Raw genomic sequence first — 22002 nt, 5'->3', positions numbered from 1 at the left:
AAGCATCACGCGAGTCTACTTCCCGTCCTCCGTCCCCCGGATAAACGCCGCCACATCCGCGTGAAACTGCTTCAGCACATCTTCGTTCACATAGACCATGTGCCCGCTCTGGTAGTAGTGATAGCTGATATTCGCCTGTAGCTTCTGCGGAATCTGCAGATGATGCATCTCGAACTTGCCCTCGAAATAAGGCGTCGCCAGGTCGAAGTACCCGCCTGCCAGCATCACCTTCATCTTCGGGTTTGACTTCATCGTGTACGCCAGGTCCGGCATCACATTCGTCCCGCCCTCCTGAAAGTTTGCCGGCGGACCACCCGGAGCCTGGTGCCGCAGATCCCACGTAAAGTCCGGATCTCCATAAGCTCCCGGCTTGTACGTCTGGTTCTCGCCATACTTCAGTTCCGTCCGCATGTACTGGTTCAGCGCCGCCGTATACGCCGACGAGATCGCATTGCTCTGCGGGTCATACTCTGCGTCCGCGCTCAGCGGATCAATATCCGGCCCCTTATAGCGCGTATCCAGCCGCCCCGTCGTCGTCTCGTCATCCAACTGCAGCTGCTTGCTGAACGCCGCACCCGTCACCCGCAGATTCGCCCGCATCAGATACGTCACCGGGAGCCCGGTATATTGATGCAGCTTCTCCGCCACCGCCTGCTTCCTCGTCTCCGGCAACTCCGCCCCCTGCAGCAGCGCGCTCATATAGTCGCCGATCGCATACTGCTCCACCTCGGCGAGAAACGGCTCGAGCGCCGCAGGCTGCGTCGGCAGTTTGTGATGATAGAACGCGCTCGCCGCAAACGTAGGCAGCCCCAGCGCATACGCCTGATCCACACCGGGATTCCACTTCGGCCCATCGATGCTGTTATCGAAGCTCAAAATCTGCGACAGCAAAACAATCCCGTTCAGATCCACATTCTGCAAAGCAGCTGACAGCACCGCGCTGCGCGGCGTCCCATAGCTTTCGCCAAACAAATACTTCGGCGAGTTCCACCGGTTGTACTTCGTCAAAAATCTCCGAATGAACCGGTCGAACGCATGCGCGTCCTGATCCACACCCCAGAACGCCTTCTCTTTGTCCTTGCCCATAATCCTGCTGAACCCGGTCCCCGGCGCATCGATAAACACCACATCGCTCACGTCCAGCAGGCTGTAGTCGTTGTTGACGATCTTGTAAGGCGCTCCCTCATCATGCTGCGCATCGGTGGTCACCACACGCCTCGGCCCAAACGATCCCATATGCAGCCACATCGTCGCCGACCCCGGCCCGCCGTTGTACAAAAACGTCACCGGCCGCCCTACCGGCGCATCCTTCTTGAAGTACGCCACATAAAACATCCGCGCCGTCGCCGGAGCCTCCTCCGGCTTCTCGGGATCAGGCGCCTTCTCTCCCGTGTCCGGCAGCAGCTTCCCATCCAGCCCCATCATCGCGTCCTGCGAGTCGCTCGACCCCACCGTCAGCGTCCCCGCCACCGCACGGTACGCGACCGCCTGTCCACCCACCGTCACCGAGCCATCCGTAGTCGAGTCCGATGGTGGCTCCGCAGGCTCTACCACTGAGGTCCCCGTTACCACCAGCTTCTGTTCTTTCTTCTTATCGCTCTCTTTCTTCTCCTGCGGCCCGGCCCCCATCGCGACAGCAGCGGACGCAAACAACACTCCACAAGACACACCGATCCGAACCAGCTTCCTCGACATCCTCACACTCTCCAAGGGACAAATTTCCAGTTGCGAGAAGTATATCCGCAAAAGTTTGGCAAACACTAATGCAATATCATTTGCGTTATGCGTCCGGCCCACCCGCCAGAGTGCTAATCACTCCGCCCACACCTTCACCCTCCTCCCAGCCTGGCATAGTCGTTCCTCACGAAACGCTAACCACACGCAGTGGTGTTCACCAGCGAACGGAGATTTCCGTTTCCGGACAACTTCGGCTCAGAAAACGGCCAACTGCTCCCCGCGTCGCACAAAACACAGTGTTTGCATCACAAACTCTTTGGCTCAAAACGTGCATTGTTCCATGCGCCCCACTGCGCCCGGAGGATCTCTTTATGCAGACGTTGCTTCAGAATCTGCGCTTTGCCTTACGCCAACTGCGCAAATCGCCCGGATTCGCCCTGACCGTAGTGCTGACACTGGCCTTGGGCATCGGCGCCAACGCAGCCGTCTTCACCCTCTTCGACCAGGTACTCCTCCGCATGCTGCCCGTCCAGCAGCCCAAAGAGCTGGTGCGCTTCCAGTGGACAGGAGGATTCTCCGGCACAGCCAGCAGCTTCGGCGGCGATCTCGAAAACTACTTCTCCTATCCCATGTACAAAGACCTGCGCGATCAAAACCAGGTCTTCGCCGGAATGCTCGCTGCCGATCGAACCAACCTCGCCATCTCCTGGCAAAATCAGGCCGAGGACAGAGACGCCGAGCTCGTCAGCGGAAACTACTTCGACCTCCTCGGCCTCAAGCCCGCGCTCGGACGCCTGCTCACCGCGCAGGACGATACCGCAAAAAACGCAAACCCAGTCCTGGTACTCAGCTACGACTACTGGAAGACACGCTTTGCCTCATCCCGCGACGTCGTCGGACAGACCGTCCTGATCGGCGGCCAGCCCTTCACCATCCTCGGCGTAGCCCCCGCGAACTTTCAATCCGCCATCGGAGGCTACAAACCAGCCGCCTTCCTCCCCATCAGCATGGTCGAAGAAGCCATGCCGGCGACCATCCCCCGCGACAACCTCAACAACCATCAGTCGCTCTGGCTCACGCTGGTCGGCCGCCTCAAGCCCGGCGTCACCGCCCCTCAAGCCGCAGCTGCACTCGGACCCCTCTGGCACTCCCTCCGCGCATACGAGCTAACGCTCTACAAGAACCGCACCGAACGCTTCAGCAAGCACTTCCTCGACGACTCGCAGCTGAAGGTCCTCGACGACTCCACAGGATTCTCCCCCGGCCGCATGGATCTGCAAACGCCCCTCATCATCCTCATGAGCATGGCCACTCTGCTCGTCGCCATGTGCGCCATCAACGTGGCGACCCTGCTTCTGCTCCGAGCCGCCGGCCGCGCCCGCGAGATGTCCATGCGCTATGCCCTCGGCGCCAAGCAAACCCAGGTCGTCTCACAGCTCCTCCTCGAGGGCTTACTCCTCGGCATCCTCGGTGCAGCGGCGGGCCTGTTGATGGCACCGCTGGTCACCAACACCCTCGTGCGTCTGCTCACCAGCGCCAACCCAGGCAAAGAGCCATACTCGGCAGCCATCGATGGCCGCGTCCTTCTCTTCACGCTCAGCATCGCCGTCATCTCGAGCCTTCTCTTCAGCATGGCGCCAGTCTTCCACTTCCTGCGTCCCGATCTCGCAGGCACGCTGCGCCAAAGCGCAGGGACCGCATCCCGCAACTCTCAACTCTTCCGCAAGATTGCCGTAGGCGTTCAGATAGCTCTCAGCGTCCTCTTACTCGGCGGTGCTGGTCTGTTCGTGCGCACCCTCGACAATCTCCGCCATCAGGAGGTCGGCTTCAACACCAGCCATCTCGCCACCTTCAGCCTCGACCCCACCGACTCCGGCTACAAAGAAGCCCGCATCGTGCCCATCGTCACCAACGCGATCGAAGCAGTCCAGAGAATCCCTGGCATAACCTCCGCCGCAGCCACCACCGATCCCGAGCTCACCGGAGACAAAGAGTTCGAATCCTTCCAAGTCGAAGGCTACAAACCTGCCGAAGACGAGAAGATGCAGTTCGAAGCCCCAGCCGTCACTCCCGCCTACTTCGCAACCCTCAAGCAGCCTCTTCTGGTCGGCCGGGAGTTCACCGCTGCGGATACCAGCAGTGCACCCGAAGTCGTCGTCATCAATCTGGCCTTCACAAAGAAGTACTTCGGCTCCGCACAAAACGCGCTGGGTCATCACCTCACCCAAAGCTCCGACTTCCGGGCAAAACTCGACGCAACCATCGTCGGCGTGGTCGGCGACATCAAGCACGAGAATCTGCGTCAGGACATAGGGCCTGCCGTCTATCAGCCCATCGCCCAGATCACTCATCCCACCGGCGTCAAGATGTACGCTCGCACCAATCAGGCGCCCGAGACAGTCGAAACCGCAATCCGCCAGAGCATTCATGGCCTCGATCCCACGCTGGTCGTCGTCGGCATGCGAACGATGGACGACCAGGTCGACCGCAGCGCCTCCGACGAGCGCGCACTCGCGCTTCTTGCCGTCGGCTTCTCTGCGCTGGCGATCGTCCTCGCAGCCGTCGGACTCTACGGCGTCCTCGCCTACTCCACCGAACAGCGCACCCGCGAGATCGGCGTACGGCTGGCCCTCGGCGCACAACGCACCAGCGTCGTCCTACTCATCGTGCGCGAGATGTCGATCATCGCCGCCATCGCCATCGTGCTCGCGGTCCCCTCCATCGTCCTACTCGCAAGACTCTTCCGCAGCCAACTCTACGGCGTCACCACATCCGACCCCCTGACCCTGGCCGGAGCAGTGCTTCTCGCCGCGGTCATGGTCACACTAGCCGCAGTCCTCCCCGCACGAAGAGCCGCCTCCATCGAACCCATGCAAGCCCTCCGCACAGAGTAATCCCGAGAGCGAGAGCACTAGCAGTTAGCGAAGAGAGCGAGAGCAAAGTAGCAGTTAGCGAAGAGTCTGCCGCGCCTTCTTGTTTGTCATTCCCGAAGGGAATCTGGGGTTGCGTCCGAGATATCAGCAACAAATCCGCTGGATATCAGCAGCAAATCCGGTCTGATAAAGTCACCCAACCAACAAAATCGTCATTTCGACCGAAGCGGACCACAGCCTCACCGTGGTCCGCGCAGCGGAGAAACCCCCGCATTTGTCGTTGTGGTTGCCTGTCCTAGGCCGTCATTCTGAGCGAAGCGAAGAATCCCCGTATTTCGCCTTTGCAGTTGGTTTTGCCGTTGCCTGTCTCTTTGTTGTCATTCCGCAGCGCAGCGGAGGAATCTGCTGTATCAACTACGGTGACGCAGCAAAGAGACCCAATACTCACCCACGCAACCGGTGCCCATATGTAGGCTTTAAAACTACCCCTAAGGATGTCCTCCAGCCCTCAATGCGATCCTGTGAGGAAGGCATTCATCTCCCGAATCACGTCTGACTCGTTCGATTTAAAAACATAGTGGTCAGCATTTCGCAGACGAACAACGTGGGCCGTCGGAACCCCAGCTTCGAATGCATCAGCTTGCGCCGTGCAGCGAGCCGAATCCTCTGCAACGATCGCAGCTTCAATCTTCGGTTTGTCTTTCAAATCATCGAAGTTGTGAGGGCACACAACCACAGCAAGAATTGGAACCGGAATCTGCGTGTATTTTTGCTCTCCGAACTTGATTGCCAAACCAATTGGAGGGGGCGGCGGCGGGTAGGGTGGGGGAAACATCGCCAACTCCTTCTTCATATCCCGCAGATCTTTTTCGAGCAGCTCGACGCTGCCCGACATCTCCTCCACAATTCGAGGCTCCAACATCGCGCCTGCCTGGAACGCCTCAATCTGCTTCCTGACATCCACCATATCCAGCGTCCACTCGCTGTTAGCATGGTTGTAATAGGCAAAGGGAAATGCCGCATCGAGATAGACCAACCCGGCAACTTTTTCCGGATGGCGGCTCCCAATGGAGCTCAACTCTTCACCCGCGATAGAGTGACCGACCACGATGGGGCGATCGAGTTTAAGTGCGTCCATCACGGCAAGCACATCATCCCCCAGACGGTCGGCGCCATAGTTCACAATCTCTGGAGCCGGCTTGCTGGAAGCTCCAAAGCCACGCCGCGTGATTCCGTAGACGTGATAGTTCGCAGTGAACTTCTTGGCGAAATCTTCGAAGTCATGCGCAGTGTCTCCCAAGCCGCTTAGAAAGATCATCGGTCGCCCAGTCCCGCCCCAATCAAGAACCTCCAGCCGGACGTCTTGAGCGACCGAAACAAACTGAACGGATGGAGAAGAGATGGTCTGCGCAGAGGCGACCAGCGACAAAGACAGGATGAGACAGAACGCCTGCACCATACGCCTCATCCCGCTCAACACTGGATCATTCGGGCGACGTCTTCGCCGATGACTTCGCGATGCCCGTGGAACCAAGGCCAGAACCGCCGCCAGAACACTGAGAGCAATCGGAACACTGATATTGCAAAGATGAAAGACGGTATAGAAATCGCCTCGGGTGACACAGGCCAGATCCACCTGTGGATGCCGCAAATAAAAGAGAAGCAGGATCGTCGATAGAAAGAACACGGTGAGGCTTTGCGACAGACCGCGAAGCAAACCACCTTCTCGCAACTCAATGCCCGCCGCCGCGCGGAACAGAAGAAAAATCAAAAACCCAACCCAAACAAATAAAACTCCCGGAACCACCCCGTAGCCAATCTGCATCAGGGCCGAGGAGGGCCATGCGAACCATGTTCCTTGATCGGGCCCCACGTAGACACCTGAGACCCTGGTAACAAATCTCCACGCCGGATAGAGCGTGGTCCACCCAGCCGAAAACGCGACAGGGACCGCGAGCTTGCGAGCCGCGCCGCCGGCTCGGATCGCGATTGCGGCTAACACCTGACGCCAATACCACGCCACCGAACGACCAAGCTGGAACTCTTCCAACAGGTCGCCGCAGAGAGCCTCGTTATCCGACCCGAAGGCCAGATGCTCCAACATCCACGTTGCCAGTGCTACTGAGTTGATCGACTTCATATCAGATCACCTTCCCCAGAGGGGAGTGCCTTCCAAAGCCCTGTCAGTACCCGCCGTGTCTCTTCCATGGAGCGAATCCCCTCCGCGGTCACGCGGAAGTATCGCTTCGCTCTACCTCCTCGCTCCGGACTTGATTCACCCAGGCTGGACGCGATCAGTCCCTTCAACTCGAGCCGGTCCAACGCCGCATAAACGCTTCCGACTGCCACATCCCTGCCGCGCACCACAGAGAGTTCTCTGGACAGAGGAACACCATACGCATCGTCTCCTAGACGAAGAATTGTCAGCAGGAGGATGAGTTCAAACTCACCGAGATAGCTATGCTCTCTCATTTATTCAAATATAGCGAATAAATAAAATTAAGCAACCGTAAATGACAAATCTTGATCAACCGCCAAACTCTTTCAAGCCCCAAAACCGCGAATCACCGCGTCAATCCAGCACATTCGCGTGGCGTATGAGTTATCCTCCAGCCGCTATACTGGAACCAGAGAGATAAAAGGCTCCAAAACGAGCCGGGACCTTTCCTCACCATCCCGTAACCCGTTTATTTGTAATATTTTGCAGGCAAACCATTTAGAATCAATATTCTACAGACACCGTACCCCTCCAAACGACTGAAACAAAACAACTTCCGTACAAAATACCTCCAGGGGGAGGGGGAGGGTCGTGCCGGCCTAAACGCTATGCGACCATTGAAAGATGCTTAGAAAAGTGGAAGATCGGGCCCCGCGAGTCGTCGCGGCCCAGCCGCACGGACCCGCCGCAGCGATCACCCGCCGCGCCGCAGACCGCCTCCGAGCCGGACACCTCTGGGTTTACCGGTCAGACGTAGAGTCCCTCGTCCCGCCAACCGGGGCCACCGACCTCCAGCCCGGGGCCCTTATCACGGTAATGGATAGCCGAGGCATCCCCCTGGGCACCGGCCTCTACAGCGCAGCCTCGCAGATCGCAGTAAGAATCGTCTCGAACGAAGCCGCCTTCACCCGAGTCGCCTACCTTGACCAGGTACGCGAGCTAGTCCTCGCCGCCCTGGCGCTCCGAGACGAAGTAGCGCCCGAGTCCATGGAAGACGACGCCTGCCGACTCATCTTCTCCGAGGCCGACAACCTCCCCGGCATCGTCGCCGACCGCTACAACGACCTCGTCATCCTCCAACTCCTCACCCAGGGCACCGCCCAGGACGACGTCCGCCACCTCCTCACCGAAGTCCTTCGCGACCGATTCCGCCTCGACACCGGCGGCATCACCCTCTGGGAGCGCCCCGACCCCAAGATCCGCGAACTCGAGCAACTGGCCCACCCCAACCCCGGTCCACTCCACCACCCAAACACCACCGAAACACCACAACTCACCACCATCTTCACCATCAACGGCCTTCGTTTTCACTTCGACGCCGGCTCTGGTCAGAAGACGGGAGCCTTCCTCGATCAGCGCCTCAACTACGCCGCCGCAGCCCGATACGCAACCGGCTCCGCGCTCGACATCTGCACCTATCAGGGCGGATTCGCCCTCCATCTCGCGCAACACTGCCGCAGTGTAACCGGAGTAGACGCCAGCCGCAGCGCCCTCGAAGTCGCCGACCGCAACCGCGAGCTCAACCCCGATCTTCCCGCCCAGGTCGAGTGGATCGAAGCCGACGCCTTCGAGCTCCTCCGCGAGTACGAATCCACCGGCCATCAGTACGACACCATCGTCCTCGACCCACCCGCCTTCGCCAAGTCCAAACGCGCCGCCGAAGGCGCCATGCGCGGCTACAAGGAGCTGAACCTCCGCGCCATGAAGATGCTCCGCCCCGGCGGAACCCTCATCACCTGCTCCTGCTCCCACCACGTTCCCCTGCAGGAGTTCACCGAGGTCGTCTCCTCCGCCGCCTCCGACGCAGCCCGCCGAGTCCAGCTCCTCGAGACCCGGGGGGCCGCCCCCGACCACCCCGCCGTCCTCACCCTCCCCGAGACCAGCTACCTCAAGTGCCTCATCTGCCGGGTGGGGTAAGAAAAAAATATCCGCAAAATCTTCTCACCCAAATTCAATCCGAACGAGCGCCAGCTTCGGCTCAGACGGAGAAGAACTCTAAGACAATGCAAGCGGAAACCTCCAACAAAGAATGACAACGCGAGCGCACGTGGAAAAGGTTGATGTCATAGTACTGGGCGCGGGCGCAGCGGGAATGATGTGTGCTATCGAAGCCGGCAAGCGCGGGCGCCGGGTAGTTCTGCTCGATCACGCCGAACGCGTCGGAAAAAAGATTCTGATCTCAGGAGGCGGCCGCTGCAACTTCACCAACATCCACTGCCGCCCAGAAAACTTCCTCTCAGAGAATCCCCACTTCGCGAAATCCGCCCTAGCTCGCTTCACGCCTTCAGACATGATCGCCATGGTCGAAAGACACGGCATCCGCTACCACGAGAAGACGCTTGGACAACTCTTCTGCGACCGCTCTGCCCACGACATCATCACCATGCTGGAGCGCGAATGCGCAGAGGCGAGTGTTCGCATAATTCTCGGCGCTATAGCGATCTCCGTTCATCGCAATGACCACCTCGAAGTTCACACCTCGGATACGGTGTTTCAATCCGAATCCGTAGTCATCGCCACCGGTGGCCTTTCAATCCCCAAGATGGGCGCTACCGCATTCGGCTACACCTTGGCCGAACAGTTTGGCCTGCGTGTCGTAGAGTGCCGGCCCGGCCTGGTTCCCCTCGTCTTCAGTGCAGAAGATCGCGAACAATGGTGCGACCTGGCAGGTGTCTCAGCTGAGGTCGTGGCGCAGTCGAGCACCCGCCCCCGACGAGGAAACTTCCGCGAAAAGATGTTGATCACCCATCGCGGACTGAGCGGCCCCGCGATTCTGCAAGCATCGTCCTACTGGAGTCCGGGCGAGACCGTGACACTAGACCTCGCACCCGATTTGAAAGTACTCGCTCCCTTGCTGGCAAAAAATTCGCGAAGAGATGCGGCCGCAGCGATGAACGCCGTACGAGCTGTGTTGCCGGCCCGCATGGCAGAACGATGGGTTGCGCTCCATAATCCAGACGACTGGACGAACGCATCTTTAGCGGCGCTAGAACAGCGTTTACACCAGTGGCGTCTGGTGCCGGCAGGAACCGAAGGCTATGCCAAAGCCGAGGTCACAGTGGGGGGCGTTGACACCGCAGAACTGGATGCCAAGACGATGCAGAGCCGCAAGGTACCAGGTCTCTATTTTGTTGGTGAGGTCGTCGATGTAACAGGATGGCTGGGTGGATACAACTTCCAATGGGCGTGGGCCTCGGGAGTGAGCGCAGGCGAGTCTGCCTGAACATCGCAGGATCGAAACTCCTAGGATTTACTGAACGATCAGTGTGAGATTGACACTTCGCGTCAAGCCAGCGCTTGTCGCCGCCGCAACGACAGTGTAGGTCCCCGCCGTCGTCACCGGGCCTGATGGTGCACCAGGATTCGATCCACTTGATAAAGGAATCTCCCGTCCCGCACCACAGCCACTCGCAGCGATCAGTAAACACAGCAGAGCAAAACCGGCCACGCTTGTGCGGCGCGCTGGTCGCAGCACCAGCAACCCGAACGGGAACAACGTCGCAAATAAAAGTATGCCTGGGCGGTTGATCCAAGAGCGAATGGACGGCGAGGCTGGGGCAACGCCCGTCAATACAGTCACGGATACGGTAGTCGTACTGCCGAGCGGAATGCTGGAGGGCGTGACGTTACAGGTTGAGTTAGCGGGCATTCCCGTGCAGGTGAAAGTTACCGTGCCAGAAACATTCGACGCCGAACTGAGTAGTAACGGAAAAACAGCGTTCTGACCACTCGTGATACTAACGCTGGTAATCCCATTCGTGGTGAGTGTGAAATCAACACCTGGTCCAGTAAGTGAAAGTTTCTGAGGTGAATTGCCCGCACTATCCGTCACGGTAAGCGATCCAGAACGCGGCCCACCGACAGTCGGCGCGAAAGCAACCTGTAACACGCACGCAGTATTAGCCGCAACGCTAGCACCGCAAGTGCTGCTATTCGGCAAAATCACAAAGTCTCCTGTAAGCGAAATCCCTTGTATCGAGAGCGGAACACCGACGTTGTTGGTCAGCGTAACAGTCTGCGGTGGAGACTGAAGACCAACACCGGTGGGGGGGAACACAACCGTCGAAAAGGGAGCCAGGGATACACCAGGCGGCGCAACGCCGATACCGTTTAGCGCAACTGTCTGAGTTCTATATTGATCCGATACCGAAAGCACACCGCTGAGCGGTCCAACGTTCTTCGGCGCAAAAATTACATTCATCGAACAGGCAGAATGCGGATTCAGCGAATTGCCGCAGGCATTGACTACGGTAAAATCTCCACTCGTAATCTGTGCAGCAATCAGTGTCAGCGGCAGATCGCCCGTATTGGACAGGGTAATCTGCTGTGCAGGACTCGCAGTATCGATCTGCTGTACGCCAAAAGTCAGTGACAGTGGCGAGAGTGCATCAGTCGCAGGAGATGTCCCAACTCCAATCAGCGAAGCCGTCTGGGTTCCCACATCATCGGTCACGGTTAAGGTTCCGCTTCGCGCTCCGGACTCAGTAGGCGTGAATGCAATACCGACTGTACATCCGACCCCTGGCCCGAGGCTCGGACCGCAGGTGTTGACCGTGATTCTGAAGTCTCCGCCTGTTATGGTCGCTCCCTGCAAGCCCACTGCGGCACTACTCGTATTTGAGATTGTGATGTTCTGAACCGGACTGGTTGCGTTGAGAAGTGTCGAAGGAAACGTGAGCACAACGGGATCGAGGACAATAGCTGCCGCGGCCAATCCGGTACCCAATAGTGTCGCGGTCGCCTGGCCGCCGGCAACATTGCCGTATACAGTGAAGATACCGGTACGACTCCCCGTTGCAGTCGGCAGAAAGCTTACCTGAATCGTGCAGGTCAGGTCGATAGCGATAGGCGCTGCCGTACAGTTATCAGTCTCGTTGAAATCGCCCGTGACCGCCACCAGGCTGACTGTAAGCGGTGCCACTCCTGTATTTGTAACTGTAATAGTTTGCGCCGCAGTCGCCGTACCGATCGACTGCGCGTTGTAAGTGAGCGAAGAGGGATTGAGGCTGATCGTCGGTTGCGCTGCGGTAGATGCCGTAACCAGGGGAATCTGCCATAAACCGCGACCATAAGTTGCAGCGCGCAACTCACCGGTGCGGCCGTCGCCGGTAGCCATCGCTGGCGCAGCCGCGAGTTCGACCACAGGAGCATTCGGCAAATTAGTGCCGTAGACGCTCCAACAATTAGCAGTGGCGCAAGTGGTAACCCCCGTCGTGACATATACACCCGTGTCCATCGCAACATAAAGCGTATTGGCATCGTTGGGATCGACGACGACGCTATTGGCCGGGGCGTCAGGAAGGTTGCTGCTGATGTTGCTCCAATGAGAACCGGCATCGGTGGAGCGATAGAGATGCGCGGCGTTGATCCCATTTCCTGCAAACCCCATAACCGTCGCATAAATGGTGTTCCCAGTCGCATCATGAGGCGAGCCGCATCCATGGCTTGCGCAGCCGGCTCATCTCCCGCAAGAGTACGGCCGCCGAGAAATCGACGCGATCGAACCGTATGCGGAGAGATGGAATTCGCCGAGGGCACAGTGCCTTCGTGCGTCGCAGTTGCAGGTGTAGGGTACCACTGGCCAAGGACGAGAATAGGCGCAGTAAACGTGAGAAAAAGAACAATCGTATAAAAGAAGCGACTCACACCGTGGCGGAGACGATCCGCAAGACGCTCGTGTTGTGAGGATACGACCAGGCCCATAGCGTTTGATCCGCAACTTAAAGACAGCTAACAATGATGCTGCAAGCTGACATAGGATGAGTCAACGCTAGAGCAGGAGAAGTACGACAGACGGTGCCAGAACGGGATGAGGAATCTCTCATAAACATTCTGGCTTTTGGACATCACGGGGCTCTGTGGCCACCTCTTCAAAGTCTTCCACGGCGACGGTGTAACAGGCATCGAACAACGTCCGCTATTTCTCGAATCTACCATCAGCTACAACATCGCCACAATCTCATCATAGTTGTAGGCTTATTAGTCGAAGAGAGGCAGCAGACTTCGACCTGGACGGGCCCCTGAATGGGGTGATGACAAAGGCGTCTGCCGAGAAGACAGCCGCTTCCGAACGCCTAAAACGCTAGCGAACCTTGCTGAGGCAGGACTTCCATCTGTCGAATGTACTCTTTGGAATTGAACTTCTTGCCCGTCGAAGCACCGGACATGTATCGGATTTTGCCGAAGATGGGCCGAGTTCCCCAGGCACGATCGAACTTCCCCAGGATCGCCCACGCAATACCCGCGTATCCGTTAGGATCGCGTCCGTCCAGAAAATACTTATCGTTGAGATAGATCGAGTACTTCATCGCGGTAGCGACGTCCGGCGTCCACTCCAGAATCTTCTTCGCCCAGTACATCCGCAGGTAGTTATGCATCCAGCCATATCGAACCATTTGAATCTGGGCTGCATTCCAGAGATCGTCAAAAGTGTGCGCGTTCTCCAGCTGATGAAGCGTGTACAAATGTTCGCGTTCATCGCGAGCATGTTCGGCGATAGTCGTCTTGGCCCAGCTCTCAGCGCAATCGGGCGAGTCATAGTTTGCCGTGTAGCGCACAAAGTTGACCGCGAGTTCCCGCCAGGCGATCAGTTCGTTGAAGAAGCTGTCGCGTGCAGTCTGTAGCTTCGGATTTGCCTTCGCAGCCGCATCCACGGCGAGAGCAATCGTGATTGGACCAATATGCCCATAATGTAGATACGGCGACATGCAAGAAGTGCCATCGGTCTCCGGATGATTACGCTGCGTGTCGTAATCTTTCAGAAGCTCTCCTGTAAAAAACTTGAGACGCCGAAGCGCAGCATGAGTTCCCCCTTTCCACGCTTCCACCGGCAGAACGGTACGGTCAAGTTCCTTCCAGTCGCGCGTCATGTCCTCATGGACGGAATCGACATAGAATCCTCTAGGCCGCTTCCATGCATGGTCGGCGTGCACATTTTCGTAGCGGTGCAGATACGCGGGCAGCAGACGATAGAGGCGCGGACGAATCGTATAGGCGCCATACTGAGCCTTTTCTATGAGCTTTGAAGGGACCACCACATCCGTATCGACCGTCCAGAACGGGATCTTGATCTTCGATGCCAGATCCTTGCGCCACTGTTCCGGCACGCGCATCGGATTTTCATCCCCAATCAGAAACGCTGCATGCACGTCAGCCAACATCTGCTGGTGCGACTCGCGTGGAGCGCGACGCATCACAAACGTGATATTGCGAGCCGCAAGGTCTGCCTCGATATCCGGCAGCCCTTGATTGAGAAATACGTAGTGGCGCAGATTTGCATGGGGAAAGTTAGAGATCCCGGCAAAATAAACTACAAGGGGAAGGCCGAGCAGGTTCGCCACCTTAGCGGCCAGGTCGACTGCATGATTGTCGATACCGCGCTGCGCCCTTTGCATCCAGTAGACAACGCACCTGCCCTCTGGATCCGGCCCTCCGTCCCGCCGCACTGTCACACGGGAATCTTTTGACCAGCTAATCAATTCTTCCGACAGGGCAGATCGCGCAAAGGGCATAACTCGAGTGTATGGGGTGCTCTAGCCGAAGTTCGACCGCAACAAAAAATGCGACCCGAAGGCCGCATCCTAGTGAAAACCATCTGTACTACCAAAGACCCCACGCGCGGCTGATGTAGTCGCTCATCGTCATCGTGATCAGGACCAGAAAGGTAAAAAATCCTGAAGCAACCGTCAGCTTAATCAGCTTGGACTGATATTTGACGTGCATAAAAAACAGGATCACCACAACAGCCTTGAAGCTCGCGATAGCCAGCGCAACGACCGGATTGAAGATACCCAGATCCACATAGGCCGCGCCCACCGTGATCCCGGTAAAGACCAATAACGTTGCAAAGACGATTCCATAGGTCACCGGCGTAATGATGTGATGGTCAGCGTGCTCCGGATTGATGACATTCGACGGATCATGATATTCGGACATACTCTTCTCCTTCCAGCCAAAACGGAACTACAGTCGCGGCTAGGAGCCGGGGTGTCGGTTGATGAGATAAAGCAAGGGGAACAGAAAGAGCCAGACAATATCCACGAAGTGCCAATACAGTCCGAAGTTCTCGATAGGTGCGACATACCCGGAGGAGAACTCCCCCCGATTGGCGCGCCACGTCAGCCAGAACAAGAGCCCAACTCCCAAAATCATGTGGAAGGCATGCATTCCGGTCATCGCAAAATAAAGGAAGAAGAACACCTGCGTCTTCTGCGCCATATCAGGTGCGAGCGGCTTCTCCTTCAACCCATACGCCTGCGGATTGATGAACTCGGAGACATCGAAGTGCGCTCCTGGGATGTGATGCTTCTCCCATTTCTCATGATATTCAACGGCTTTGATCCCAAGAAAAGCGACCCCGAAAAATGTGGTGAGGACCAGAAAGAGGACAAGAAGACCCTTCTTCTGTACCTCCGCAGCCCACACCCCAAGTGCCATAAAGAATCCCGAGGTGATCAGGATAGCGGTGTTAGCAGCGCCCAAAGGAATACTGAGCTGATTGGAAGACACGACGAACGCATCGTGATACCAGTTGCGGTACAGCAGGTAGGCGAAGAAGAGTCCACCGAAGAACATGATTTCAGTCAGGAGGAACAACCACATCCCGAACGTGGCAGCCTCGCGCTGCTGCTCTTTCGTTTCAAAGTGATGGCGATGCTGCGGGAGAACGATGTGTTCGTGCTCCGCCGCAACCGCGGTCTCGTGAGTGTGGGGATGCGTAGCTACGATCGCGTTATCCAACGGTCGTCACCTCTTGTGCAGTCTTGTGGGCGAGCCACTCGTAGTCATAAGCTTCATGATCAACGACCGGCGTCTCAATAAAGTTTTCGGTCAACGGCGGCGATTGAATCTGCCATTCGAGCCCGGTGGCCTGCCACGGGTTATTGCCTGCTATAGCGCCATACTTCAGCGACCACCCCAGATAAAGCAGGGGCAGCATGTAGCCGACGCCAAGTACCGTGGCACCCGCGGTCGACAGTACATTCAGTACCTGAAACTCCGGCGGATAAGCATGGTACCGTCGCGGCATTCCCAGGTAGCCAAGAATGAACTGCGGCAGGAAGGTCAGGTTGAATCCGATGAAGGTCGTGACCGCAGCAAGCTTGGAGAGCGACTCAGGATACATACGCCCAGTCATCTTCGGCCACCAGAAGTGGATACCCGCAAGAAACGCCATCAACATTCCGCCCACCATCACAAAGTGAAAATGAGCAACGATGAAGTACGTCTCCGTCAGGTGAATATCCATGCCCAACGCACCGAGAAACACTCCCGTCATGCCACCGATCGTGAAGAGTCCCAAGAACCCAAAGGCGTAAAGCATCGGGGTTTCGAAGGTGATGGAACCCTTCTGCAAGGTGAATGCCCAGTTGAAGATCTTGATCGCCGAAGGTACAGCCACAAGCATCGTCAGCAGCGAGAATACCAGCGCCGAGTAGTTGGAGACGCCCATGATGAACATGTGGTGAGCCCAGACAAAGAACCCAAACAGAGCAATCGCTACGGACGAGAATGCAACCGCTGTATAACCGAACACCCGTTTGCGGCTGAAGGTGCTGATGACCTCAGAGATCACACCCATACCGGGAAGGATCATGATGTAAACCGCCGGGTGCGAGTAGAACCAGAAAAGATGCTGAAACAGCAGCGGGTCGCCGCCCTTGGTAGGATCGAAGACTCCGATACCGACAAGTCTCTCGAGCGCAACCAGAACCAACGTAATCGCCAAAACCGGGGTTCCAAGCACCATCAGAATGGACGCCGCATAATTCGACCAGCAGAACAGCGGCATACGGAACCAGGTCATGCCAGGCGCCCGCATCCGGTGGATCGTAACGATGAAGTTCAGACCAGTAAAGATAGACGAGAATCCGATAATGAAGACTCCCGTCGCGGCCGTCACCACATGAGTGTTCAGATAATGCGTCGACAGCGGAGTCGTAAATGTCCAGCCCGTATCCACACCACCCAGAACGAGAGCAGCCAGTGTGAACAAACCGCCAATCCAGTAGAGGTACCAGCTCAGCAGATTCACCTTGGGAAATGCCAGGTCTTTCGCGCCGAGCATGATCGGTATCAGAAAGTTCCCCAGCGTCGCCGGCACCGATGGCACCAGAAAGAGGAAGATCATCACGATACCGTGCATCGAGAAGAACTTGTTATACGTATCCGAAGCCACAAGATCAGGTTGAGGCGTCAGGAGTTCAAGTCGGATGAGACCTGCAAACGCACCGCCGATGAAAAAGAAGAACGTGATCGAGATCAGATACAGAATCGCAATGCGCTTGTGGTCGCCGGTAAACAGCCAGCTGAGCAGTCCGTCCTCGTTGTTCAGATAATTGCGCTTTGGAATCGTAGCCGTTCTCTGATCCGGCAAATTGACGATTGTGTAGCTCGTTGCACTCATGGCTTCACCACCCCTGGCGTTGTCGGCGCCGTTTCGTTCGACTGTGACGTGGTCAGCGTCTGCTGGACACGGTAGTTGCTCTGCATAGCTTTGATGTACTCGACCAGGTCGATCAAGCCGTCTTCGCTGATCTGCCCCTGGTAAGTCGGCATGATCGGCGCATATCCGGCCGTGATGTGCTGCGAAGGATTAAGGATCGAATCACGCAGATAGGCGTCGTTGACCAGCACCTGCGATCCGCTGGCAAGCTGCAACTTCGACCCGTAAACACCCGCGAGGTTCGGTCCACGAGCAGCCGCACTCCCCGAATGGCATGCGTTGCAGCCCATACTCGCAAAGAGTCTCTCACCATTCTGAGCCAACGACATGCCGCTGGTGGACTCCTGTGTCCACTTATCATAATCATCCGGGCTCAGCACGGTGACTTCGCCAATCATTGCCGAGTGATTCGTCCCACAATATTGCGTACAAAAGATATGGTAAGTCCCTGGAGTCGTCGCCTGAAACCAAACCGTTGAGTAGCGTCCCGGAATCACCTCACGTTTTACGCGAAAGTCAGGAATCGAAAAGCTATGAAACACGTCCTGCGAGATCATCGTCAACTGCACAGGGCGGCCAGTCGGCACGTGCAGCGCGTTGATCTCGTGCTGCCCGCCCGGATGCTCTGCCTTCCACATCCATTGCTTGCCGACCACATAGATGTTCATCGCGTTAGTCGGAGGATTGTAGATCCGGAAATACAGCAACGCGCCCCACACGAACACGATCAGAAAGAGAGCGAGGGGAATGATCGTCCAGGTCGCCTCGAGCAAGGTCGACCCTTCCACCTGAATCGCCTCTGGGTGCTTCTCCTTGCGGTAGCGGATCGAGAAACCGAAGACAAGTAAACCCACCAGCGTCAGACCAATCACTGTGATCAACAGCAGGAAGAAGTAGAGCGCGTCAGCGTAGGGCGCAATGGTCGACGCCTCGCGCGGAAAGAGCGCCGAAGCGTTGAGCCACTTCACCAAAAATTGCCACAGGACTGGACTGATATGCATCGTTACCCTTTATCCGTTCTCTTTCTTAGTCAGGTCGTGTTCGCGCGCGGAGTTGACATCTCGTCGAAACATCAAAAACATGAAGCCGCCTAATCCTGCGACCGTCACCATGCCGCCAAATTGCACCACTCGCGCGATGATCAGCGAATGCTTATTCGTCTGCGGATCGTAGTGATAGCAATAGGTCAAAATGTTCGCCACCGGAGAACCAATCTTGTTGCCCGAAGCATCGATCAGCCCAAGCAGCATGTCCTTCGGCGAGTACTCCACTCCCAGGTAGTACTGAGCCAACTTCCCGTCCGTCGTAACAATCTCGATCGAGCTCGCATGGGCGAACTGCGTCAGCTTTCCATCAGGTCCGGGAACCTTGACATAGCCAAACCCGACTGCATTCGTTACCGCATCAATCGCCGGTCGCTGCCCTGTAAGGAAGTGCCAACCCGAAGCAGTCTCCGGGCGCCCATAACGCTTCACATAGAAGGCTTTTTTTGCCGCCGCGGTCTCCGGAGTCTCACTCGGGTCGATGCTGATAATTACTACATCGAAGTCCTTCCCGGGTGTCAGCTTGACCATCTCCAGCGCACCGGTCAGTCCGTCCAGTTCCTCAGAACAAAGCATGGGGCAGTTGTAGTAAACCAGCGAAAGAATAACGGGATGCTTTCCAAAGTAGTCGCCCAGCTTCACAGTCTTCCCGGTGTCGTCCACAAAAGACGCGTCCAGAGGAAGCTGCTGATTCAAATGCTGCGAAACCCCGACCTTCTGCAAAACCTGCGGCAACTGGTCGCCAGCGTTATCGCCACTCTGCTTATCGCCATAGCTTGAGACTTGCGCAAACAACGGTGCACCAAACAGGGCGCAGCAAAGAATCGCCGCCTGCCATCCACGTCGGATTGTCCGCCCGTATCTCATATCTCTTCTCTATGCTAAATCTGCTTGATCAATTTCATTACTTTGCTGGAGCAAACTCCGCCTGCGTGGCTGCTTCAGCTTTGCCGTATGTCATCTTTTGCTCCCGTGCTTCGATAACCTCAAGCTCATATCCGGTCCGGGCAAATCCGGAGGTCAAAGGAGCTAAGACCACTGGCTTCTCATCTCCGGCCATCTCAACGGTAGCAGCCGCCTGAGGGCTGACCGGGAGACCACGTTGCGCGATCAACTCCATTGCACGAGAGATCGGAATTCGAATCGACCCATTCTCGGCAGGAGTCACGCTGTAGTAGTTCAGCAGCAGATCCTCGCGAGCATGCATGTCCGCCGTCGCTTGATTGCCATCATCGATATCGAGTCGCGGCTCCGGGAAGCTCGACGTCATCTGCTGAAACTCTCTCTGCTGCATCTCTGGGTTGCTGGCCAGATCCTGCCGCTTCCCATTGGTTGTCTCCGCGCCAGCAAACGCCGATAGCTTATTCCACTTTGTCGTTGGCCCGTCAGATTTTTCAATCGCCGAGTTGATGACCTTCCCCATCACAAAGCAGAAGATAAAGAAGACCAGAACAGATCCAAATAGACCGGCCAAAAACACTGCCACACCACCGGCGTTGACGTCCGTCGTCTCGTATCCCGGAGACTCCGCATCGCGGACATGAACGTCGTGTGGTCCCGGAGTCTGGTGCATTTCGTGATCGTTAGTGGGCATGTTCAGGCTCCAACATCTCTTCAACGTGAGGATCGTTCACGTTGAGCAGAGGACGTGCTTGCAATTGCGTCATGTAATAAGCGGCCCACAGCGAAATAACAGCTACGGGAACAGTGATGTAGGCAAGAATTCCCATATTGCCGGCGATATGCAGATTGCCCGCAGCATCTGCGAAGTTCGGTTCGATGAGCCAGAACATATCCAGGCAGCGCGCGAAGATCATGAAGCACGTCAACCAGATCATCTTCTGCTTGTTCCTCTTCAGATCCCTCGACAACAGCAGGCAGAAGGGAATCAGCCAGTGGCAGATGAAGTCCGCAGAGCAGACATACCACCACCCACCGTGGATTCGGTTCAGATACCAGGGAATCTCGTCCGGCACGTTCCCCGACCAGATGATGAGGAACTCTGCAAAGCAAAGATAGATATTGAGCATCACGAAGGCGAACGCCAGCTTGCCCAGGTCGTGCTGCTCTGTCGCCCGCAGCATCGTCTTCATCGGCTCAAACCGCGACAGCAGAATTACCGTCAGAATCCCGAGCGCGAGTACCGCGTAACCTTGCCCTACCAGGAACTGCAGCCCCCATATCGACGAATACCAGGTGATGTCCAGCGACTTGATCCAGACGACCGCACCATCGGTAAGGAGAATGACGTAGATCAGAATTCCAATGCCGCTCAGGTTCTCGAACTTCACTCGCCAACGGTCAAAGCTTGGTTCGGTCCCACGCTCTGGATCGGCGTCACGCTGTAGCGACCATTTATTGAGAAGAAACGCGAACGTCCCGATGATCGCGAAGATCACGAAAGTCTGAAAGATTGCCGCAGCCGGATTCAACATGGCTCGCTTAGCATCGAGCGTCATCGCCTGTTCAAGCGTCACCGCGTGATTTGCCAACGCCTGAGCCACCGCTCCAGCCGTCGGAAACGCCGCCCACTGATACAAATGCTTCCAAAGGAAGATGATCGGCACGAACATCAGGCCTACCAGCCAGATCGTGCGCGTCATCGCCTCGAGCGGGCGTCGCAGCAACAGACCCCATTTACCGCCGCTGACATACTGCAGCATCAGCATTGCCAACCCACCACCAGCGAAGCTGAAGCAGATCATGTAGCCCAACAGGTAGGCGCGAAGAATATGATTCTTTCCCTCGTGAGTGAATGCGAAGAAGATCGACAGAATCGTGGCGACCGCAAAAATGATCAGCGCACGCGTCCGCCAGGCGGAGAGAATCTCCGGCGCGGCGAGCGACGCAGGCAGTACTCGCGGCCCGTGGTGGGAGTGGTCGTGTTGCCCGCCTGCTTCTCCGTTATGTTCGTGTCCAAATGACATGCGTTTCAAGCCTTCGTTCGGAAGCTTCCGAGGTTACTGCTTCGGTGCGGTTTGTCCGGCAGACGCCGCCGGAGGAACTGCGTTGGTTCGCGATGGTGCAGCAGATGGCGCTCCAGCAGCCCCGGCTCCCGGGACGGGTAGCACATAAAGTCCATTATCAGGTGTTCCCGTCACAGCAGTCGGCGGTAGCACCCACTCATTTGCAAAAGAGGCTGGCAGGCCCTCTCGTTCGGCAATGCCTGCAAGCGGCTCAACGTGAGCTCCTGATGCAACGTCCGCCTGCGTCGCCTTTTGGCTCAGCTGCAAAGCCTTGATGTAGGCGACAATCGCCCAGCGGTCTGCGGGTGTGATCTGTGATGAATAGTCGGGCATCGAACCATAGCCATTCGACATCACGTGAAAGAAATGCCCCAGTGGCGCGCTCTCGAGCCGAGCCGAATGAAAGCTGCCAGCCTTGGAGTACCCACGCTGCACGATCATGCCGATCCCATTTCCCACACGCGAGTGACACGGGGTGCAGTAGACGTTGTAACGCTCCTGCCCGCGCTCTAACACTTGCATCGTAGCCGGGAAGGGCATGCCGTTCCCCTCTTTTCCATTCACAAGCCCGGTATAAAAGTAGGCGTCTTCATGCAGCTGGTTTCGCGCAACCGTGTTCTCTACCTGCGGACGCACAGAGCGGCCATCCGCATAAAAATCCGTGCCACGTTGAGGAAAAAACTTCGGCTGATCATGCATATCCTGCCGGCAACCCACCGCAACCAGCAGCGACAGCGCAGCCGTGGCCAAGGTGATGCGTCGGGATGTCAATCTCACTTGG

At 57.0% G+C, this 22002-nt stretch carries 16 protein-coding genes; 3 read left to right on the top strand and 13 right to left on the bottom strand.

Annotated features, from left to right (window positions below; translation table 11 throughout):
* Window positions 1-15 precede the first annotated feature (15 nt).
* Window positions 16-1695: a S10 family peptidase gene (locus RBB81_RS05445; protein WP_353072989.1), complete on the bottom strand. Its 1680-nt coding sequence runs from the start codon at window positions 1693-1695 to the stop codon at window positions 16-18.
* A 353-nt stretch (window positions 1696-2048) separates the two neighbouring features.
* Here RBB81_RS05445 and RBB81_RS05440 point away from each other — a divergent pair, with 353 nt between their 5' ends.
* Window positions 2049-4571 carry an ABC transporter permease gene (locus RBB81_RS05440; protein WP_353072988.1) on the top strand — a complete coding sequence of 841 codons (2523 nt, stop codon included), beginning with the start codon at window positions 2049-2051 and terminating at the stop codon, window positions 4569-4571.
* 487 nt (window positions 4572-5058) lie between these two features.
* Here the strand turns inward: RBB81_RS05440 and RBB81_RS05435 are convergent, their stop codons facing one another.
* Complete coding sequence (locus tag RBB81_RS05435; RefSeq protein WP_353072987.1) at window positions 5059-6690, bottom strand: alpha/beta fold hydrolase; 1632 nt, start codon at window positions 6688-6690, stop codon at window positions 5059-5061.
* Window positions 6687-7022 (bottom strand): PadR family transcriptional regulator, encoded by a 336-nt coding sequence (locus tag RBB81_RS05430; protein WP_353072986.1) that lies wholly within the window; start codon window positions 7020-7022, stop codon window positions 6687-6689. The genes RBB81_RS05435 and RBB81_RS05430 overlap by 4 nt, the downstream gene beginning before the upstream one ends.
* 370 nt (window positions 7023-7392) lie before the next feature.
* Here RBB81_RS05430 and RBB81_RS05425 point away from each other — a divergent pair, with 370 nt between their 5' ends.
* Together RBB81_RS05425 and RBB81_RS05420 are read left to right on the top strand one after the other, a co-directional pair.
* Window positions 7393-8685 (top strand): class I SAM-dependent rRNA methyltransferase, encoded by a 1293-nt coding sequence (locus RBB81_RS05425; RefSeq protein WP_353072985.1) that lies wholly within the window; start codon window positions 7393-7395, stop codon window positions 8683-8685.
* A gap of 130 nt (window positions 8686-8815) precedes the next feature.
* On the top strand, window positions 8816-9991 hold the full coding sequence (locus RBB81_RS05420; RefSeq protein ID WP_353072984.1) for an NAD(P)/FAD-dependent oxidoreductase: 1176 nt from the start codon (window positions 8816-8818) through the stop codon (window positions 9989-9991).
* Between the two features lie 27 nt (window positions 9992-10018).
* Here the strand turns inward: RBB81_RS05420 and RBB81_RS05415 are convergent, their stop codons facing one another.
* The 10 genes from RBB81_RS05415 to RBB81_RS05370 form a co-directional block, all read right to left on the bottom strand.
* Window positions 10019-12157 (bottom strand): choice-of-anchor D domain-containing protein, encoded by a 2139-nt coding sequence (locus tag RBB81_RS05415; protein ID WP_353072983.1) that lies wholly within the window; start codon window positions 12155-12157, stop codon window positions 10019-10021.
* Between the two features lie 685 nt (window positions 12158-12842).
* Entirely contained in the window at window positions 12843-14219 is a 1377-nt protein-coding gene (locus RBB81_RS05410) for a deoxyribodipyrimidine photo-lyase (RefSeq protein WP_353072982.1), read from the bottom strand.
* 148 nt (window positions 14220-14367) lie between these two features.
* Window positions 14368-14703, bottom strand: coding sequence for a cytochrome C oxidase subunit IV family protein (locus tag RBB81_RS05405; RefSeq protein WP_179580879.1), 336 nt, complete (start codon window positions 14701-14703; stop codon window positions 14368-14370).
* Window positions 14704-14742: 39 nt separating this feature from the next.
* Window positions 14743-15507 (bottom strand): cytochrome c oxidase subunit 3, encoded by a 765-nt coding sequence (locus RBB81_RS05400; RefSeq protein WP_353072981.1) that lies wholly within the window; start codon window positions 15505-15507, stop codon window positions 14743-14745.
* Window positions 15500-17173, bottom strand: coding sequence for a cytochrome c oxidase subunit I (locus RBB81_RS05395; protein ID WP_183790580.1), 1674 nt, complete (start codon window positions 17171-17173; stop codon window positions 15500-15502). Before RBB81_RS05395 ends, RBB81_RS05400 begins: the two co-directional genes overlap by 8 nt.
* The gene (coxB, locus tag RBB81_RS05390) at window positions 17170-18213 is read right to left on the bottom strand and encodes a cytochrome c oxidase subunit II (RefSeq protein WP_353072980.1); all 1044 of its coding nucleotides are present in this window, start codon (window positions 18211-18213) and stop codon (window positions 17170-17172) included. Before coxB ends, RBB81_RS05395 begins: the two co-directional genes overlap by 4 nt.
* Before the next feature lie 9 nt (window positions 18214-18222).
* Window positions 18223-19122 carry an SCO family protein gene (locus RBB81_RS05385; protein WP_353072979.1) on the bottom strand — a complete coding sequence of 300 codons (900 nt, stop codon included), beginning with the start codon at window positions 19120-19122 and terminating at the stop codon, window positions 18223-18225.
* Between the two features lie 37 nt (window positions 19123-19159).
* Window positions 19160-19849 (bottom strand): hypothetical protein, encoded by a 690-nt coding sequence (locus RBB81_RS05380; RefSeq protein ID WP_183790584.1) that lies wholly within the window; start codon window positions 19847-19849, stop codon window positions 19160-19162.
* Complete coding sequence (locus tag RBB81_RS05375) at window positions 19839-21182, bottom strand: hypothetical protein (RefSeq protein ID WP_353072978.1); 1344 nt, start codon at window positions 21180-21182, stop codon at window positions 19839-19841. Before RBB81_RS05375 ends, RBB81_RS05380 begins: the two co-directional genes overlap by 11 nt.
* A 33-nt stretch (window positions 21183-21215) precedes the next feature.
* The gene (locus tag RBB81_RS05370; RefSeq protein WP_353072977.1) at window positions 21216-21998 is read right to left on the bottom strand and encodes a c-type cytochrome; all 783 of its coding nucleotides are present in this window, start codon (window positions 21996-21998) and stop codon (window positions 21216-21218) included.
* Window positions 21999-22002 lie beyond the last annotated feature (4 nt).

This window comes from Tunturibacter gelidoferens, assembly GCF_040358255.1.
In the GTDB taxonomy this organism is placed as follows: domain Bacteria; phylum Acidobacteriota; class Terriglobia; order Terriglobales; family Acidobacteriaceae; genus Edaphobacter; species Edaphobacter gelidiferens.
The sequence above is the reverse complement of the archived record's forward strand: the minus strand, read 5'-3'. Positions and strand labels throughout refer to the sequence as shown.